Here is a 15727-nt window from a genome sequence, read left to right as displayed (position 1 = left end):
CAGCAAGAGTGAGCCTATTAACTCGATGAGTGTTGGTGCTGATGACTGTGAAGTTTGCTCACTGCCCAACGCAAATATTGGTTTACTTTATTCGGTGTTATTTGTGCGAACTCATCTAGAGCCGCCTCGGCCCAGCTTTCTTCTGGATGCTCTGCTTGGTGTTGCTTAGCATGATCCAACGCGGCTTGGGATACGAGAACCGGTAAGTTTATTTCTTGCTCAAATTTACAATTTTTGTGTTGCTGGCAGAACCGTATGAAGGCATACAATCCTTCAAAAATAAGACTTTTATACCAGCTCGGATGAATATCTGATGTTAGTGTTTCTATCAGGAGGGCGAAGGTATCTTCACCAGGTGTCATCGAACTTAGGGCGCGCTTACAGTCTAATGCAGTGTTACTTTGCACATCACCAAAGACGATCGTATTAGCGTTACTTAGGCTTTCCCAGAGTTGCAACAACATAGATTCTGGTAATTTGGTAATCATACCTTGCTCTGAGCGCCAATCGAACCAATCCACATCTTTCATTTTACTCTGCGCATCGGTCGTATTGTGATAACGCATGGTATTTGCAACGTGTGCGAATTCGTCGTGCTTTTGTTGTAACACTTGTTTGAGTGCTTCGTAAAGCTCACTTGGGGAAACCTTTGATAAAGTGTCAAAAACAGGTGCATCATCTTCAGGGGCAAATTGTCGAGCGCAAAGCATCGCCAAGTTGTGAATACGAATTGTGCGCACCCCAGAGAAAAACTCAGGATGAACTTTAATCAAGGTACCTGCGATCGCCACCAATTCATGACAAATAACCAAGCCAATCGGGGATGATGAGACGCTTTTTAACATATCCAAAATAACGTCTTGATGCAGCGGTGAACTGATGTCCAGCTCGGTTTCAGGCGTTTCTCCGATGACCAGTAAACGCTGTCGAACGGTAATATCCGCAATATACGTGGCCAAGTCAGTAGAGGGCTTTAGCACCAAAGAATACAAGCGTCGAGCTGAGTGCCAGTCTTCTGCAAGGAGCGCTTGGAAATAGACACTATTTAATACCTTATAGGCGGTAGCTGCAGGGTTTGAATTTGGTATCGTATTCATTAAGGCCCTGCGAGCACCTAACTCCATAAGACAATCGATCGCTTCTGCCATGCTTGGAGTGTCGATAAATCTGGCCAGCAGATTATCTGTTTCAGCTGTTTTTATCTCTGCAACATCGTAAGGTTTAGGTTTGTCTGATAATGGCCAAGGTGCACCATGAACCGGCAATTTTGCAGATAAGGATTGCTGGTTAGTGGCATTAATAATAATGGATCGACGGTTACCTGACTTAAACGCATTTTTAGCCGATTGTGGAATAACCCGGAACTCTTCATGCTCTCGCTTTTGTAACAAACGGATAAATTCAAACAGTTCATCGCTGCCTTGCATGTCACTCATGGCTTCGTCTATGAGTATGCTAAAAACCGCATTGGCTTGGTAATACCAGTGTTCGGCAATTATCTTAAGCTCGTTACGAATATGCGCTTGAAAAAGAGCTGGGTCCACTTTTCGGTAGTCTTTGTCTTCGTTCTGAATCCAAGACAAGCATAAATAGCTTTCGCCATCGATATTAAATGCCTGAGACGTGGCTAAGCTGTTTAATGCGCGATTTGGGCGACCTGTTAAGCCTAGCGCTTCAGAATCACCAAGGTGTTGGTAGGTTTCAACTAACTGATCTGCACTGATGGCCTTAAGCGGTGCAATATCATCCAGTGTTTGGCATAAACAACCCGCGTCCAGTAGCTTTTGTTTTACTTTGTCGTTTTGTGCCAATATCACCATGGAAGTGGTGACTTTGTTTGGTCTGTGCTGAACACGATGTAAGCCAAGTGGATCGAGGTCGTCAGTAGTGATGAGCTCTTCATCGAGCATTTTACCCACTAAAAATAAGCTTTGCGCCCAAACCAAAGGCAAGTTGTCGTTTGGCACGCGTTTTTGTGAGCCTGGTTTTTCTTTCTCCGCTAAAATATTTTCTTGCGGCACATAATACAGTTCAGGAAGCAGCATTTGGCCATCTTTCTCGACCATGAGAGACTCAAGTTTATGACGATAGAAGTTGGCGCTTTCCCAATCTCTGGCAAACAAACGATCAATATAAAGGTAAGTAAAGAATAGTGGCCATTCTGATTCGATGTGCTCGAAGTTAATCAGCTCATCGTATTCGTAGTAAATACGGCTTTGGTCCTCAAGCTCGGATTGGTGACCGTCTAACAAAAAACGCTTACAGCCATATTCGCCACCTAATTTATTGATGATTTCTTTACGTGTGCGGCGAGTTAGTTTTTCATCGTTTACCGCAAAGGCAGGGAAGCCAATGATACTAAGAATGGCGCTGTCGACTTCTTTTGAGCGAGACTCTTTCGGTAACAAGGATTGTAATACAGAGCCTGCACGAGCAACGGCGTCTGCAAAGGAATGGACTACCGCCCATTCCGGACCTTCTTCACCAAATAAATTTAGTCCATCCATTGCTTCCATGGCGGCTTTTGCCATACCAACCGAGCTAGCGTTTATTTCAGCTTTGCCATTGTTTACCTTATTTCCTCGTTCCCAGATACCGTAATCTGGAGTTCGATAAGTACGAGAAATATAATAAATGAGGTTTTGAATAAAGTTGAATTCATCTCGCGAAAATATGAGTTTGCTGCCAGCTGCGGTCATTTGCGCCAGCATTAGCAAATAAAAGCTGGTGGCATCAATTTGTAAATGCCCCCAAGCGTCATCTGCTACGGCTTCTAAACCTGTTTTTGTATCATACTTGGCATGTAAAGCATCTTTGGGATCAAGGCTGTGTTTGAATGCCTCTACTTTATGGGATTGACGCATCATAGCGAACAACAGGCCACGCATCATCTTTACGCAGGCAAATTCAAGCTCGTGCGCGCGCTTCTGAGGATTGGATGCGCGTTTATAGGCTAGGTGTAAAGCCCATACAGCCTGAATGCTGTAAACGTTATCTCGCACCCAAGCATCGGTATAGTTACCGTGATTATTAATACTGGTACTGGCTGGAAAAAGCCCTGTGACAGGATGCTGGCGGGACAAGATCACCGCTTGAATATGTTGATAAAGAGAATCTAGCTTATCTTGATTATCAGACGCCATGTTCGATCCTTTAAAAAACGTACCGTTAAAGACCTGTTGCCCAATCCAAACGTGATGAATGGAGTAGGTTTAAATCACTATACCCAAACTTAATAGGACTCACCAATAAGTTAAAGTAGTAAAGAGACTTCTTTCTTACATAACGTATAAAAAAGTCGCGATTTTAACGAAATCCTATTTCTATGCACGATATAAGAGCAAGAAGTGATGGCAATGTTTCATTTTAGGTACTGAACTGGTGAACAAGTTGGCGCAGCTGACTGGCACATTGTTGCAGGTTATTAACAGAAGATTGGATATCTTTTGAGTTATGGTTGGTTTCTTCACAAATGCTGGCGATACTTTCGAGTGTTTGATACACGGTTTGTGAAGACTCAAATTGACGTTCAGCTGCTTGGCTTATATCGCCATTGAGTTTAGATATAGATAACACGCCATTGGCTATTTCAGAAAATGCTTGCCCTGCCTGAGAGGTTTGCTCAGCACCTTGGTTTGCCGTATTGCGAGCAGATCCCATGACTTTGACGGTATCTAGTGTTTGTTGTGTAAGCTGCTCTATAAGCCCACCAATTTCAGTTGCAGCTAATTGTGAGCGCTGTGCAAGTTGACGAACTTCGTCTGCCACTACGGCAAACCCTCGGCCTTGCTCGCCGGCGCGAGCTGCTTCAATGGCTGCGTTAAGGGCCAGTAAATTTGTTTGATCAGCCACTTCGCTAATAATGCCTAATCGATCGCTAATATGAGTGACATCTTCTCGCAATTTTTGGATTTGCAATGCAGCTTCGCCAACTTCCACAGACAGTTGCTGTATGTCTTGGTTAGCCTTGTCCATAACGCCAAGGCCTTGCTTAGAATGTTTGCCAAGTTCTTGGGTGGTCGTATTGGCACGTTCAGCAATGGACAGTGTGTCTTCTACTGAGGTCATGACACTTTGCATTAAGTCCGTTGCTTGGCCTGTATTTGATAGCTGCTTGGTAACGCCTTGGGCTGTTTTTGTCGTAGATTTATTGGTTTGATCGACAATACTGTCTAAGGTTTCACTGGAATGGCTAACGTTACGTACAATAGATTGGAAATCGTTCATCATGCTATTAAAAGCACGGGCCATTTCTCCCATTTCATCCTTGCCTGTAAATTCCACTCGCTGTGTCAAATCGCCTGAATGCTGTACTGACGTCATAGTTTTACATAGAGACGTTACTCGACTAGTCACTAGGTGAATAATGTAAAGAGCAGAGCCGCCGACCAGTACCGTTAACACACCGACAAGAATGGCATAATCCACCAGAGCAACAAGAAAGAAATCTATGACTGCGTTTAGTGACGCAGTGGCAATAATAGTCATTTTCCACGGCGTAAAAGTAGACGCTGTAGCAATCATTTTATGTGTAATATTGTCGTTGCCCTGGTACTCAAATTCTATTGGTTGATAGTTATTAGTGGTGGTGGAAGTTGGTGTTTTTAACACACTTTTTAAACTGGTTGGCAGTGTTGTGTTTTTATAGGACGTAGGTGAACTCAGTAGTGACTGGCTGCCTTGATCAATTATCCAGAGGCTTTGTTGGTCTCCATATTTGAACGATGACAATAGCGCCATGGCGTGTTGTTTGGCCTGAGTTTCGGTTAGTTCACCAGATTTTTGCTTTTCGTAAAATGGCGTCAACGTAGTATTGACGATATTTAAAATATCTTGAGTTCGATCTTTACGGGCGTCTACGTGACTATTAAACAAAGAAGTGAGAGAAACAAGAATTAACGCTGCCGTTCCCATGGACATCAAGGCAATAATTGCCCATAGCTTGTAACGAATTTTGATATCATTAACGCGTTCTAGCATGCCTGCTCCGAATAGATGAAATATTTTAGAGTAGTTTTAGTAAACCGAACGTGAGCTCAGAATATAGTTTCTGCTCATTAAGGAATGAATTGAATAGATAAATGTGTAAAAGCATTTTCCACAGAGTAATCGTTTTTATGCTAATTGCCTAGTTGATAAAATTGAGCTGGATCAAGGTTTTGTTATTTATAAATTATTATTTCAATAAGAGAATGGGTTGGCAATATTGTGTGGAGTTACCTATCTGTATTTCTAGTATCCTTTTTTTCAGCAACGATTTTGCCTATGGGATCAGAAGGAATACTACTTTATTATGCTAGCGATGCTTCATTATCGATATTTTTATTATGGAGCTTGGCCAGTTTAGGTAATACCTTAGGTGGCTTAACTAACTGGCTACTAGGGCGTTATTTAATTCGTTTTGAAGGTGCTAAGTGGTTCCCAATAAGCGCAACTTCTCGCCAGAAAGCCGAGCATTTTTTCAATCGATATGGCATGGTTAGTCTGTTATTCACTTGGCTTCCTATTGTTGGTGATGGGATTGCTTTAGTATCAGGTGTGTTACGAACACCTATTTGGTATTTTTTACCCTTGGTTTTGATTGGCAAAGCGGCCCGTTATGCCTTAATTTTGTGGGGGCATCACTTACTATTTACCTGACAGCTCATAATTTGATAGCTCAGATGAAAGTAAGCGAATAGCCTAAATGATGTACACGGAGAATATAATGATGGAAACATCCCAGAAATTACTTGTTGTTGCTATTGCAGGCTTATCACTTGCCGCTTGCTCATCAGTGGATGAAAAGAACACTTTCATGACCTATAACGATTTGCAGGACAAAGTGCGTGCTCACGATGAACAGTGGCAGGCAATTCAACCTAAATTAGAACGCCTTGATGCTTTAGAAGCTGAACTTGCCGCATTGAAACAAGAAGATACAGGCAATATGACTGAAGTTTCAGCAGAAGAAAACCTGATTACTGGTGAGAGCATGGCAGCCGTTGATGTGGCTCCAGCAGTCACGCCTGCTTCGGATATGGACGATTCAGGCATGAGTACAAGTATCGCCATGGAAAGTGCTGCTGCGCCAGTTGTTGCCGCTCCCGTAGCATCAGCACCTGTAGCGACGTCAAAATCAGATTATGGTGTTCAGGTTGCCGCTTATCTAAAAAGGGAAGACGCTATTATTGGCTGGCAAGCTATGCAAAAAAAATCCCCTACGTCATTTGAAGGTTTAACTCCTCTTATCAATGAAAAAGAGGTAAATGGTCGAATTATGTATCAAGTGAAAGTGGGACCATTTAATAGTAAGTCGTTTAGCTCTGACTTTTGCAAGATGCTAAAAGAAAAGGGCGGAGACTGCTTACTGACTCAATACAATGGACAAGCTTTCAGCGTATATTGATTTAGAGCCAAGTTAAGTTCGGGTAGATAAACCATGAGACTACCCCTAGCAAATGTTTTATAGCTTACTTTAAAGTTGCCACTATATGATTTTTGAAGAATATTCTCAGATAGTTAAGGACTTTGTGCATGAAGCAGGGTTGTCATTAACGGATAGTTTTGATGATGTTTGCAGGGCGCAGGATGCGTTAATTGCGGAGATTGTTGGCCGCGGCGCGACAATAGCTGGCTGGAAGGTCGTTAACAAAGATGGTGTGATTATCCTTTCTCCCATTTTTGATTTCCAAGTGTTTTCTTGCATGGGAGAGAAAATTTCTCAGCAAGCTATTCGTGGCACTGAGCTGGAAGTATGTTTTCAGCTAGCGGTGCCAAGTTCTGTTGATGCGGTCGAAGGCGTCGTTGCAGCGTTAGCTCCCTTAGCTGCGGTGGAGCTAATTCGTGCAGGGATCCATCCCTCGAATCATTTGTCCTGTGATTTTTATTTTAACTACGGTGCGTTTGTTTCCTCGAAAAGTATTGCTGGAACCTTGAGCTTTGAAGGTGGTGGTAATGACTACACTTTCTCAGCAAACATTGATGAACTGGTTGCTGAGAAAAAAGACATAGTAGCGCAGGGGATACTTCAGTGTATTCATCGTGGTTATGGTAATAAAGACTACTTTTTTATTACTGGGACCTTGAATGGTCTAGCGGATGTTACGGATTCTTTAGGTGAAAATACTGTTATAAATCAGGGCGAGAAGCTTATTTGTTTTGATGTGATTTAATCTATATTGATATCAAAATACTCAACGGGAATGCAGCGAAATCTGCATTCCCGTTTTCGTTTTACACTGAAGCTTTCGTGTTAATACTCAAGGCCATGGCTTCGGCGATTTTGATACCATCAATAGCGGCTGACATAATACCGCCTGCGTAGCCTGCACCTTCACCCGCTGGGAATAAGCCTTTAGTATTGATGCTTTCTAGGCTGTCATTATCGCGCTTGATATTGATCGGCGCAGAGGTGCGAGTTTCGACACCAGTCAATAAAGCGTCGTCGAAGGCAAAACCACGAATCTTCTTATTGAAGGCTGGAATCGCTTCACGGATTGCTTCAATACAAAAATCAGGTAAGGCATCGGCTAGGTTAGTCAGTTTAATACCCGGTTTGAAAGACGGCTCGACTGTACCTAGTGACTTCGGTGTTTCGTTACGTAAAAACGCACCCACTGTTTGTGCCGGCGCATCGTAGTTACTACCGCCCAGTTCATACGCAAGACTTTCGAGTTTTCGTTGGAATTCAATTCCAGCGAGCGGGCCGCCGGGATAATCAGAAGGATCAATACCCACAACAATTGCACTGTTAGCATTGCGTTCGTTACGAGAATATTGGCTCATGCCGTTGGTTACAACACGATTTTCTTCCGATGTAGCGGCAACCACAGTACCACCTGGGCACATGCAGAAGCTGTAAACCGAACGACCATTTTTACAGTGGTGAACCAGTTTGTAATCCGCCGCGCCAAGAATTTCGTTGCCTGCGTTTGGACCAAAGCGCGCTTTGTCGATAGAGGATTGTTCGTGTTCAATACGAAAGCCAACAGAGAAGGGCTTGGCTTCGATGTATACGCCTTTTTCATGCAGCATTTCGAAAGTGTCACGTGCGCTATGTCCAATGGCGATGGCAATATGTTTAGAGTGCAGTTGTTCGCCATCAGCAAGCGTAACGCCAGTGACTTGGCCGTCTTCGATATGTAAATCATCGACACGACAGCTGAAACGAATCTCACCACCTAATTGAATAATCTGTGCACGCATTTTCTCGACCATGGCAACCAGCTTAAAGGTACCAATGTGAGGCTTGCTGACGTAAAGGATTTCGTCCGGTGCGCCCGCAGCTACAAATTCGTTGAGTACTTTGCGGCTGTATTGTTTTGGGTCTTTTACTTGACTGTAAAGTTTACCGTCTGAAAAAGTGCCTGCACCGCCCTCACCAAACTGTACGTTAGACTCAGTGTTCAGAATTTTCTTACGCCAAAAACCGAACGTGTCTTTAGTTCGTTCACGTACTTCTTTACCGCGCTCCAGCACAATTGGCTTGTAACCCATTTGCGCCAACACCAAAGCGGCTAACAAACCACAAGGGCCAAAACCAATCACGATAGGACGTTCGGTCAAGGTTACAGGAGCGTGTGCCACTGGATGATAGTCTAAATCTGGTGTCACTTTGACTTGTTGATGATCTGCGAATTGGCTAAGTAAGTCATCATTGCACGTCGTTTCAACATCCAAGGTGTAGATCAGCATGATGTTGGTTTTCTTGCGTGCATCGTAGCCGCGACGAAAAACGTTAAAACTAACGAGTTTCTCCGCTGGAATATCAAGCATGGATAAAATCGCGTTTTCTACTGCGCTAGCGTCGTGATCAAGAGGAAGTTGGATATTGGAAAGTCGTATCATAGGAATCAATAATTAGAATGCTGGGTAAATGGCTAATAGCGGGGATAATACGACATTTTCGCGTAAAAAGCTGTTATCAAATGGAATCACCTTGGGCTTTTTCTTGCTTAAAACATTCCCAGAATATGCCACCAAAGGAAGTTCAGTGGCAGTAATACAAGACTTGTTAGCACAAAGGTTGCCAAGCATACTTTTGTGACAGCGCTGATCGATAAATTACCGAGTGCAATAGCCGTGATAAGCGGTGGTGCTTGGTAAGGCAATAAAACATTGGAAAAGGCCAATACTTGTGTCATGAGTACCGTATTAGTTGATAGGCCTGTAATGTCAGATAGATGACTGGCCATAGGCGTCATGATGGCAGGTACGCCCGATAAGTTCATGACAACGGCGACGCAGGTCGAAATAAAAGTGAGCAAGCTCAAATTTGTGAGTGGAGAATCGGGCGAGAAATGGACTAAGGTTGTGAGATAGTTTACTAAAACATCACCTAGGCCTGAATAAGCAATGATAGCGCCAAGGCCAATTACGCCGGCAGTAAAAAACAGCGTGCCGTACTGAAGGTCTTTATCTAAACAGTGCTTACTCGTTACGCCAAGCTTGGGCCAGAGGCAAATGGTAGCAGCGACTAAACCTACCCAGCCAGCAGATATATGATGAATAGAATCAGTAAACCAGAAAGCAAAACAAACACACAGTATGAGCAATAAGCGTTTCTCTACTGTACTAATAGTAGTTTTCTCGATTGATGTTTGTATAGCTGAATTAGGGTCTCTATCAGGAAATAGCCAGAGAATCACACTGACTGTAATAATAAGCTTACCGAATCCCAAGACAGGGAAGTGGAGAAGCAAATAATCCCAATAGGAAAATGGTGTGTTGTATAGCGCTTCAACCATACCAGATAAAAGCATATTGGGGGCGTTAGCGGGCAAAATAGAGAAAGCAGGTGAAAACGTACCAAATGCCGCCGCCAGTAACATACCCTTTCGACCATTAGAGTTCTCATCATAGCCAAAGTGATTGGCTAGATAAGCAATAATAGGAATGATTAACACAACTCGGCCAACGCCGGACGGTATAAGAAAAGCCAACCCCATCCCGAAGAGAGCAATTTTTATAATTGTTCCCTGATAACTGTTGCCTAAAATCACCATAAGCACACGGGTTGCTCTAACGTTGAGACCCGTGTGATTGATGGCTGCCCCAAATACCATACCACTGAACAAAAGCCAGAAAGTAGAAGATGTAAAACCCGCAAAAACCACTTGGTTAGGTGCTAGTCCTGCAGAGGTAGAGACAGCAAATAAGCCAAGTGCAGGTAAATAAGCAGGAATAAGAGAGGTTGCCCAAAAGGCGATACAAATAAACAACAGCGCTGCGACCAGGGTTTGGTTCAACGTAAGAAATGGGTAGCAAAGTGCTCCAACAGCAATTGTCAGCGCAAACACTAAATACAGCTGCCAATTAGGTTTGCTGGGGGATTGGCGGGCTATCGCTGAAGCGTTGTTTTTATTATGCATTAAAGTGCTCAAATTGAATAAAATGAGATCTTCGTTAAAGTAAATATAACGAAGATCTCATGTTTTTATTAGCGAAGGTTAACGGCGATGTCCTCGTCAAAACCTAGCATGATGTTAAGGTTTTGTACGGCAGCGCCAGAGGCCCCTTTTCCAAGGTTATCTAGTTTGGCGACAAGTATGCCGGATTTATTGCCGGGCTCACTTAGAACAGATAATTCGATTTGATTGGTATCTTCAAGCCCATGAGGTGTCAAAAATGGCGCTGCACTGTCCGCAATGGCATTAAGCTCATTAACTGTCACAAAAGTATCGTTAGCATACACTTCAGCCAGTTTCGCTTGTAGTTGCGCCATGGTAACGGTGTCTTTGAGCTGGATAGGCAAAAATGTCAGCATACCTTGGCGGAAATTACCCACACTTGGAACGAAAATCGGTGCGTTATCCAAGCCTGACCACTTTTTCATTTCGGCTAAATGTTTGTGGTTGAAAGCCAAACCGTAGGCGCCAAACACAGGAACCTCGTTACCACTTTCAAAACGATCAATTAATGCATTACCACCGCCACTATAGCCAGATACAGCGTTGATAGAATAATCATAAGACGCAGGCAGTAATCCAGCCTCAACCAAAGGCTTCAATAACAAAATCGCGCCTGTTGGGTAGCAACCAGGGTTAGACACAAACTGCGCGTTTTTGATTTTTTCACGCTGGGTAGTATCAAGTTCAGGTAAACCGTAAACCCAACCATCTGCAACACGGTGAACAGAGCTGGCGTCTAAAATACGACAGCCTTCTTCTTTGGCTAAAACAACGCTGTCTTTGGCCGCATCATCTGGTAGGCAAAGTACAGTCACATCCGCTTCTTTCATCAGACGACGTTTTTCTTCTACATCACGTTTTTTATCTGGATCGATACTGATGATTTCAATATACGGGTGTTTTACAAGGCGATCTTTTACTTGAAGACCGGTAGTGCCTGTCTCGCCATCAATAAATACTTTTTTCACAGCGTAATTCCTTACTGGGTGTCTTATCTCAATGCAAAAGCAGGGCGTTTTGACGCATATCTGCTTTTCTATCGACTAGTTAAGAGGGGGTTCTATCGTTACAAATAGTGTAATGCATCAAGGTGCGACTGAATAGTTGATAAAAACGCTTAATTTTTAAAAAGTTTGTTTATCTTGACCCGATGTTTTGTTCTGTCTCTCTTAGGTTATTGAGTTAGTCGCCTTGGTTGAGTCTTCACGAGAGGTTACACTTCCTGCTTGTTCATCTTTACTCTGTATTTTTATGAAGAAGTCTGACAAGAAAATCGATAATGCACTAAGAAGTGCGCTGACCAATGTATGTGAAGCGGCGCTTGGAAAGGTTGACGGTTTTGTTTGGTTAACGCATGTCGTTAATTACAATGCATTCCCAAATTCGTTAAAGATCATTTGCGTGTTTGAAACAGATGAAGCTCTTGCCAACGCCATTGGCGCTAAGCAGGATGACTTTTTTTATTTGCTTATTAACCGTGAGTTAAGCGCTGTAAATATTCAATTGAATAAGCTTCGTCAGCAGGTGGGCTTTGATACAGAAGAAGCCTGCGAGCGTTCCCACGGTGGGAAATGGAATGAACGACTCGCTAAGCTACAACCGAGTATGAAACTACATTAATCTGTTTGATCTTGAATGTCTTTCATGGCTTTCTGGAGTTGTGGATTCTTCTCTTCCAAATATTTTCTAAGCCGAGCAATAAAGACTTTATTTTCGTGGGATGGTACGCCGATCTGATGGGCATCGGCAACTTCTACCATGGATACTTTGTCATGTTGGCTGAATACATCGATCATCTGCTCTGCTTTGTTATGAGAGATTCCTAGTGCCTCAAAGGCTGATCGGCCCATGCGCAAACTACTGTCGAAGTTTTCACGGATAATGTCTCGACAGCCAGACGCCCATAAGTCGTAGACGTGATTATTGTCGAAAGCCCTCGCAATGATGTGTACATCAGGGTGGCTTTCTCTAACGTATTTGACGAGCTTGGTGATTTGCTCTGGATTATCAATAGCAATGATCAATAAGGATGCCTCGTCTATGCCGGCAGCTTGTAGTAAGTCAGGTCGAGTCGCATCACCAAAGTAGTTTTTAACACCAAAGTTTTGCAGTGCTCTTAGTCTTTTCACACTGAAATCAATCACCGTTGAGTGATAACCGGCCAATCGCAGCAGATTGTCTATTGTGCTGCCCATTCGTCCTGAGCCAGCAATGATGATTTTATTATCATCAGGCATATCTTCGTCGTGCGAGCCCGCTGTTTGGTCTGTGGCATAGCGTGGTGCGATGATGCGATCATAAATAATGAATAATATGGGGGTGAGCAACATAGAAAGTGCCACTACCAGCAGTAAAACATCGGCCACATCTTGTGGGATTACGGCATTGCTGACAGTAAAAGACAGCAATACAAAGCCAAACTCACCTGCTTGGGCAAGGCCAAGAGCAAACAGCCATTTATTCGAGCCACGAATGTGAAAAAGTCGACCTAAGATCAGCAGAGTGACGCCTTTTAATAAAATAAGACCGATGGTTAGTCCAAAAATAGAGGCAAAATCACTAAACAATAGAGAAAAATTGATACCCGCACCAACGGTCATGAAGAAGAGACCCAGCAACAAACCTTTAAATGGCGCGATATCGCTTTCTAACTCATGCCGATAAGGCGAGTTAGCCAACACCACACCCGCTAGAAAGGTGCCAAGAGCTGGAGACAAGCCAACCAAAGACATAAGCAGTGTGGTGCCAATCACGAACATCAATGCGGTTGCGGTAAACAGCTCTCTTAATTGAGCTACTGCGATAAAGCGAAAAATAGGTGTTGCTAAAAAGCTACCGCCCAATACCACAACGCCAATAGCGCCTATCGTGATTAAAGCAGTTTGCCATGCTTCTAAGCCATCTACCAAAGAGACAGAGTGGCTTTCCCCCTGAGACGCGGCTGCTGCATTGCTTAAAGAAGCGATTAATTCTGGTGTAGCGAGCAAAGGAATAAAAGCTAATATAGGAATGACTACTATATCTTGAGCGAGCAAAACCGCAAAAGAAGATTGACCGCCATCAGACTTCATTAAGCCTTTTTCGGTCAAGGTTTGAATAACAATGGCAGTAGAAGAAAGTGCGAGAACCAAACCTATGGCCAAGCTGGTGCGCCACTCTTGATTTAAAAACATCCCAATCCCCGTAATAAAAAGGGCAGTTAGTGTAACTTGTCCGCCCCCTAAACCGAGTAATTTGGATTTTAATTCCCATAATTTCTTGGGATTCAGCTCAAGACCAACAATAAATAGCATTAAGACGACGCCTAGTTCGGCAAAGTGCTGAATGGAGACGATATCTACTTCGAGCAGCGTCAATAGAGGGCTGATGATAATGCCAGCTAATAAATAGCCTAAAACAGAGCCTAGGCCGAGCCGCGATGCGATTGGGACAGAAATGACTCCCGCAACCAAAAAAATAAAGGTTAACAGCAAGGCATCAGTCATTATGTCGTTTCCTTATCATGTTCTTAAGAAGAGAGTGTTCTCATCTATATCAGGCGTTTTCGCTATTGGGTTGGCTGCATATCGCAAACCGCTTGAGCAAACTGCTCAACACTATTCCAGTTAGTAAACTCCATATTGGTGGAGGGATCAGTTGGTCCTTTAGTCATCCACATAATAAAGCGAATCATATTGCGGTCGATGAAACCGTATTTTTGATAGTTTAATTTACCTGCAAATACGCCCTGGACAGTTGGCTGCCAATCTAGTTGCGCTAAAAGTTTAATGATGTACGGGTTGGTCGCAGGTTGGCATTTTTCAGGTTTACGAGCCACTAGGTTAACGGTGAAAAACGCGCTGAGTTTGCTTTCAAGCAGCGCTTTATTTTGCTCAATAAAATCAATAACGATTTTTTGGTGTTTGCCATAACGAATGCTAGCACCGATTACTATTTTGTCATGGTTTGTTAGAGTGTCAGTTGTGACTTCTTCGACAGGTAAAAGCGTAACCGAGTGATCTTGACTCTCGATGATAGCTTGCATTTTTTTGCTGATCTTTGTGGTGTGGCCGTCTGTGGTAGAGTAAATCAATAGAGTATTAGACATGAAGATTCAGAAAAGCTGCCTCAGTTGGAGTGGGAGAAAACGTATCGAGGCCTTGTTATAAACACTCAATGGCTTGCTGTAAAGGGAAGAGGCATTGCTGGTGGCTTTTAATTGTAGAAAACATAAAAAAAGCGGACTGTGTTTAGCAGTCCGCTTTCTGTTTGTCTGTTGGAATATGTGCTCAATATTACTCGGCAGAACTGTGCTTTCTGGCGCGAATGTCAGATTGCGCACTGCGATAGAACTTTTCTTGTGGCTTGGATTTAGTCACTTGATCGTCATCACCGTCTTCGTTGCGAAGTAATAAGAAATCTGCAACGCGCTGTTCGTCAATTTGGTTCGCTTTGACCGCCGCTTTAATGGCGCAGCCTGGCTCACCTTCGTGGCGGCAGTCAGTGAAACGACATTGCTTCTCAAGAGCAATCATATCTGCAAAGTTGGCAATCGTGCTGCTATCAAATTCAGCCAGTTGTAATTCACGCATGCCAGCTGTATCTAATAAGATAGCGCCGGATGGCATGATCTTTAAGGCACCAGAATCGCCAATGTTCCTTTTAGCTTTGCCTTCAGCTGTGGTCTGCATCAAGGTGTTGATCAGTGCGGATTTACCAGAGCCAACCGCGCCTAATAAAGCAATAGTTTTGCCTTTCTTAAGCAAAGGCGATAGGCAGCGTAGGCTGTCAGCATCCAAAGCATTAACAGTTTCTACGATGAGCAGTGGATCAAGCTTTTCTACTTGGGCACGTTTTTCTGCAGCGTCTTCGCAGGTATCTGCTTTCGTTAGAATCACAACAGCGTCAGCTTGAGCGTTATGGGTCAGTTCCAAATAACGTTTGATCAAGGTGAGATTGAAATCTTGATTTAATGCGCAGATTAAAAACACAGTATCTATATTTGAAGCGATATTTTCAAATGTAGAGCTAGATTCTAAAAGGCGTAAAAAGTTGTTATCTGTATCGGCAACAACCCAGTCACCGATTGCCATATCTGGCATATCTAAGTGGTCTTCTAAAGTGAAAAAGCCAGATTCAGTAACAAGCTCGTAGTTACTGCCTGTTTTAGAGCAGATACGTGCAATACGGTTAGATTCTAAATCATCCAATGATAACTGTTGTTGAAAGTAAGCTTGCCAGCCTAGATCCAATAAAGTAAACGTGGAATCCATTAATATTACCCCAAGCGAAATACGCCATCGTAAATTAGAAGCAATACGCTTCAATTAGTACAACCGAACATTAACTATTATGTT

General features: G+C 43.2%; 12 protein-coding genes. 4 read left to right on the top strand and 8 right to left on the bottom strand.

The window, feature by feature from the left end:
• Positions 1-17: 17 nt before the first annotated feature.
• Both JSY38_RS03720 and JSY38_RS03715 read right to left on the bottom strand, forming a co-directional pair.
• Positions 18-3143: a phosphorylase b kinase regulatory subunit alpha/beta gene (locus tag JSY38_RS03720; RefSeq protein ID WP_114411802.1), complete on the bottom strand. Its 3126-nt coding sequence runs from the start codon at positions 3141-3143 to the stop codon at positions 18-20.
• Between the two features lie 223 nt (positions 3144-3366).
• On the bottom strand, positions 3367-4980 hold the full coding sequence (locus tag JSY38_RS03715) for a methyl-accepting chemotaxis protein (protein ID WP_205115314.1): 1614 nt from the start codon (positions 4978-4980) through the stop codon (positions 3367-3369).
• Between the two features lie 285 nt (positions 4981-5265).
• Between JSY38_RS03715 and JSY38_RS03710 the strand changes: the two genes are divergently transcribed.
• From JSY38_RS03710 to JSY38_RS03700, 3 genes are all read left to right on the top strand, one after another.
• Positions 5266-5640, top strand: coding sequence for a YqaA family protein (locus JSY38_RS03710; RefSeq protein WP_239544303.1), 375 nt, complete (start codon positions 5266-5268; stop codon positions 5638-5640).
• 67 nt (positions 5641-5707) lie between these two features.
• Complete coding sequence (locus tag JSY38_RS03705) at positions 5708-6388, top strand: SPOR domain-containing protein (RefSeq protein ID WP_239544301.1); 681 nt, start codon at positions 5708-5710, stop codon at positions 6386-6388.
• A gap of 85 nt (positions 6389-6473) precedes the next feature.
• Positions 6474-7154 (top strand): hypothetical protein, encoded by a 681-nt coding sequence (locus tag JSY38_RS03700; protein ID WP_114411805.1) that lies wholly within the window; start codon positions 6474-6476, stop codon positions 7152-7154.
• 61 nt (positions 7155-7215) lie between these two features.
• Here the strand turns inward: JSY38_RS03700 and JSY38_RS03695 are convergent, their stop codons facing one another.
• From JSY38_RS03695 to argC, 3 genes are all read right to left on the bottom strand, one after another.
• A complete protein-coding gene (locus JSY38_RS03695; RefSeq protein WP_205115310.1) occupies positions 7216-8829 on the bottom strand; it encodes an NAD(P)/FAD-dependent oxidoreductase in 1614 nt (537 codons plus the stop codon).
• Between the two features lie 107 nt (positions 8830-8936).
• Complete coding sequence (locus JSY38_RS03690; protein WP_205115308.1) at positions 8937-10352, bottom strand: SLC13 family permease; 1416 nt, start codon at positions 10350-10352, stop codon at positions 8937-8939.
• 68 nt (positions 10353-10420) lie between these two features.
• Positions 10421-11359: an N-acetyl-gamma-glutamyl-phosphate reductase gene (gene argC / locus JSY38_RS03685; RefSeq protein WP_205115306.1), complete on the bottom strand. Its 939-nt coding sequence runs from the start codon at positions 11357-11359 to the stop codon at positions 10421-10423.
• Positions 11360-11642: 283 nt separating this feature from the next.
• Here argC and JSY38_RS03680 point away from each other — a divergent pair, with 283 nt between their 5' ends.
• Positions 11643-12011 carry a Fis family transcriptional regulator gene (locus JSY38_RS03680; protein ID WP_114411808.1) on the top strand — a complete coding sequence of 123 codons (369 nt, stop codon included), beginning with the start codon at positions 11643-11645 and terminating at the stop codon, positions 12009-12011.
• On the opposite strand, the gene JSY38_RS03675 is transcribed toward JSY38_RS03680, so the two are convergent.
• The 3 genes from JSY38_RS03675 to rsgA all read right to left on the bottom strand — a co-directional run bounded on the left by JSY38_RS03675 (position 12008) and on the right by rsgA (position 15643).
• Complete coding sequence (locus JSY38_RS03675) at positions 12008-13876, bottom strand: cation:proton antiporter domain-containing protein (RefSeq protein ID WP_205115304.1); 1869 nt, start codon at positions 13874-13876, stop codon at positions 12008-12010. The two genes, JSY38_RS03680 and JSY38_RS03675, sit on opposite strands and share 4 nt — an antisense overlap.
• Before the next feature lie 62 nt (positions 13877-13938).
• On the bottom strand, positions 13939-14478 hold the full coding sequence (hemG, locus tag JSY38_RS03670; protein ID WP_205115302.1) for a menaquinone-dependent protoporphyrinogen IX dehydrogenase: 540 nt from the start codon (positions 14476-14478) through the stop codon (positions 13939-13941).
• A 187-nt stretch (positions 14479-14665) separates the two neighbouring features.
• Complete coding sequence (rsgA, locus tag JSY38_RS03665; RefSeq protein ID WP_205115300.1) at positions 14666-15643, bottom strand: GTPase RsgA; 978 nt, start codon at positions 15641-15643, stop codon at positions 14666-14668.
• Positions 15644-15727 lie beyond the last annotated feature (84 nt).

The organism is Marinomonas foliarum (genome assembly GCF_016906065.1).
Classification (GTDB): domain Bacteria; phylum Pseudomonadota; class Gammaproteobacteria; order Pseudomonadales; family Marinomonadaceae; genus Marinomonas; species Marinomonas foliarum.
This window is presented reverse-complemented; position numbering and strand designations above follow the sequence as displayed.

Excerpts from the sequence above, each read along its gene's own strand:
- JSY38_RS03720 (WP_114411802.1), bottom strand. The coding sequence starts at position 3,143 with ATGGCGTCTGATAATCAAGATAAGCTAGATTCTCTTTATCAACATATT.
- JSY38_RS03715 (WP_205115314.1), bottom strand. The coding sequence starts at position 4,980 with ATGCTAGAACGCGTTAATGATATCAAAATTCGTTACAAGCTATGGGCA.
- JSY38_RS03710 (WP_239544303.1), top strand. The coding sequence starts at position 5,266 with ATGGGATCAGAAGGAATACTACTTTATTATGCTAGCGATGCTTCATTA.
- JSY38_RS03705 (WP_239544301.1), top strand. The coding sequence starts at position 5,708 with ATGATGGAAACATCCCAGAAATTACTTGTTGTTGCTATTGCAGGCTTA.
- JSY38_RS03700 (WP_114411805.1), top strand. The coding sequence starts at position 6,474 with ATGATTTTTGAAGAATATTCTCAGATAGTTAAGGACTTTGTGCATGAA.
- JSY38_RS03695 (WP_205115310.1), bottom strand. The coding sequence starts at position 8,829 with ATGATACGACTTTCCAATATCCAACTTCCTCTTGATCACGACGCTAGC.
- JSY38_RS03690 (WP_205115308.1), bottom strand. The coding sequence starts at position 10,352 with ATGCATAATAAAAACAACGCTTCAGCGATAGCCCGCCAATCCCCCAGC.
- JSY38_RS03680 (WP_114411808.1), top strand. The coding sequence starts at position 11,643 with ATGAAGAAGTCTGACAAGAAAATCGATAATGCACTAAGAAGTGCGCTG.
- JSY38_RS03675 (WP_205115304.1), bottom strand. The coding sequence starts at position 13,876 with ATGACTGATGCCTTGCTGTTAACCTTTATTTTTTTGGTTGCGGGAGTC.
- hemG (WP_205115302.1), bottom strand. The coding sequence starts at position 14,478 with ATGTCTAATACTCTATTGATTTACTCTACCACAGACGGCCACACCACA.
- rsgA (WP_205115300.1), bottom strand. The coding sequence starts at position 15,643 with ATGGATTCCACGTTTACTTTATTGGATCTAGGCTGGCAAGCTTACTTT.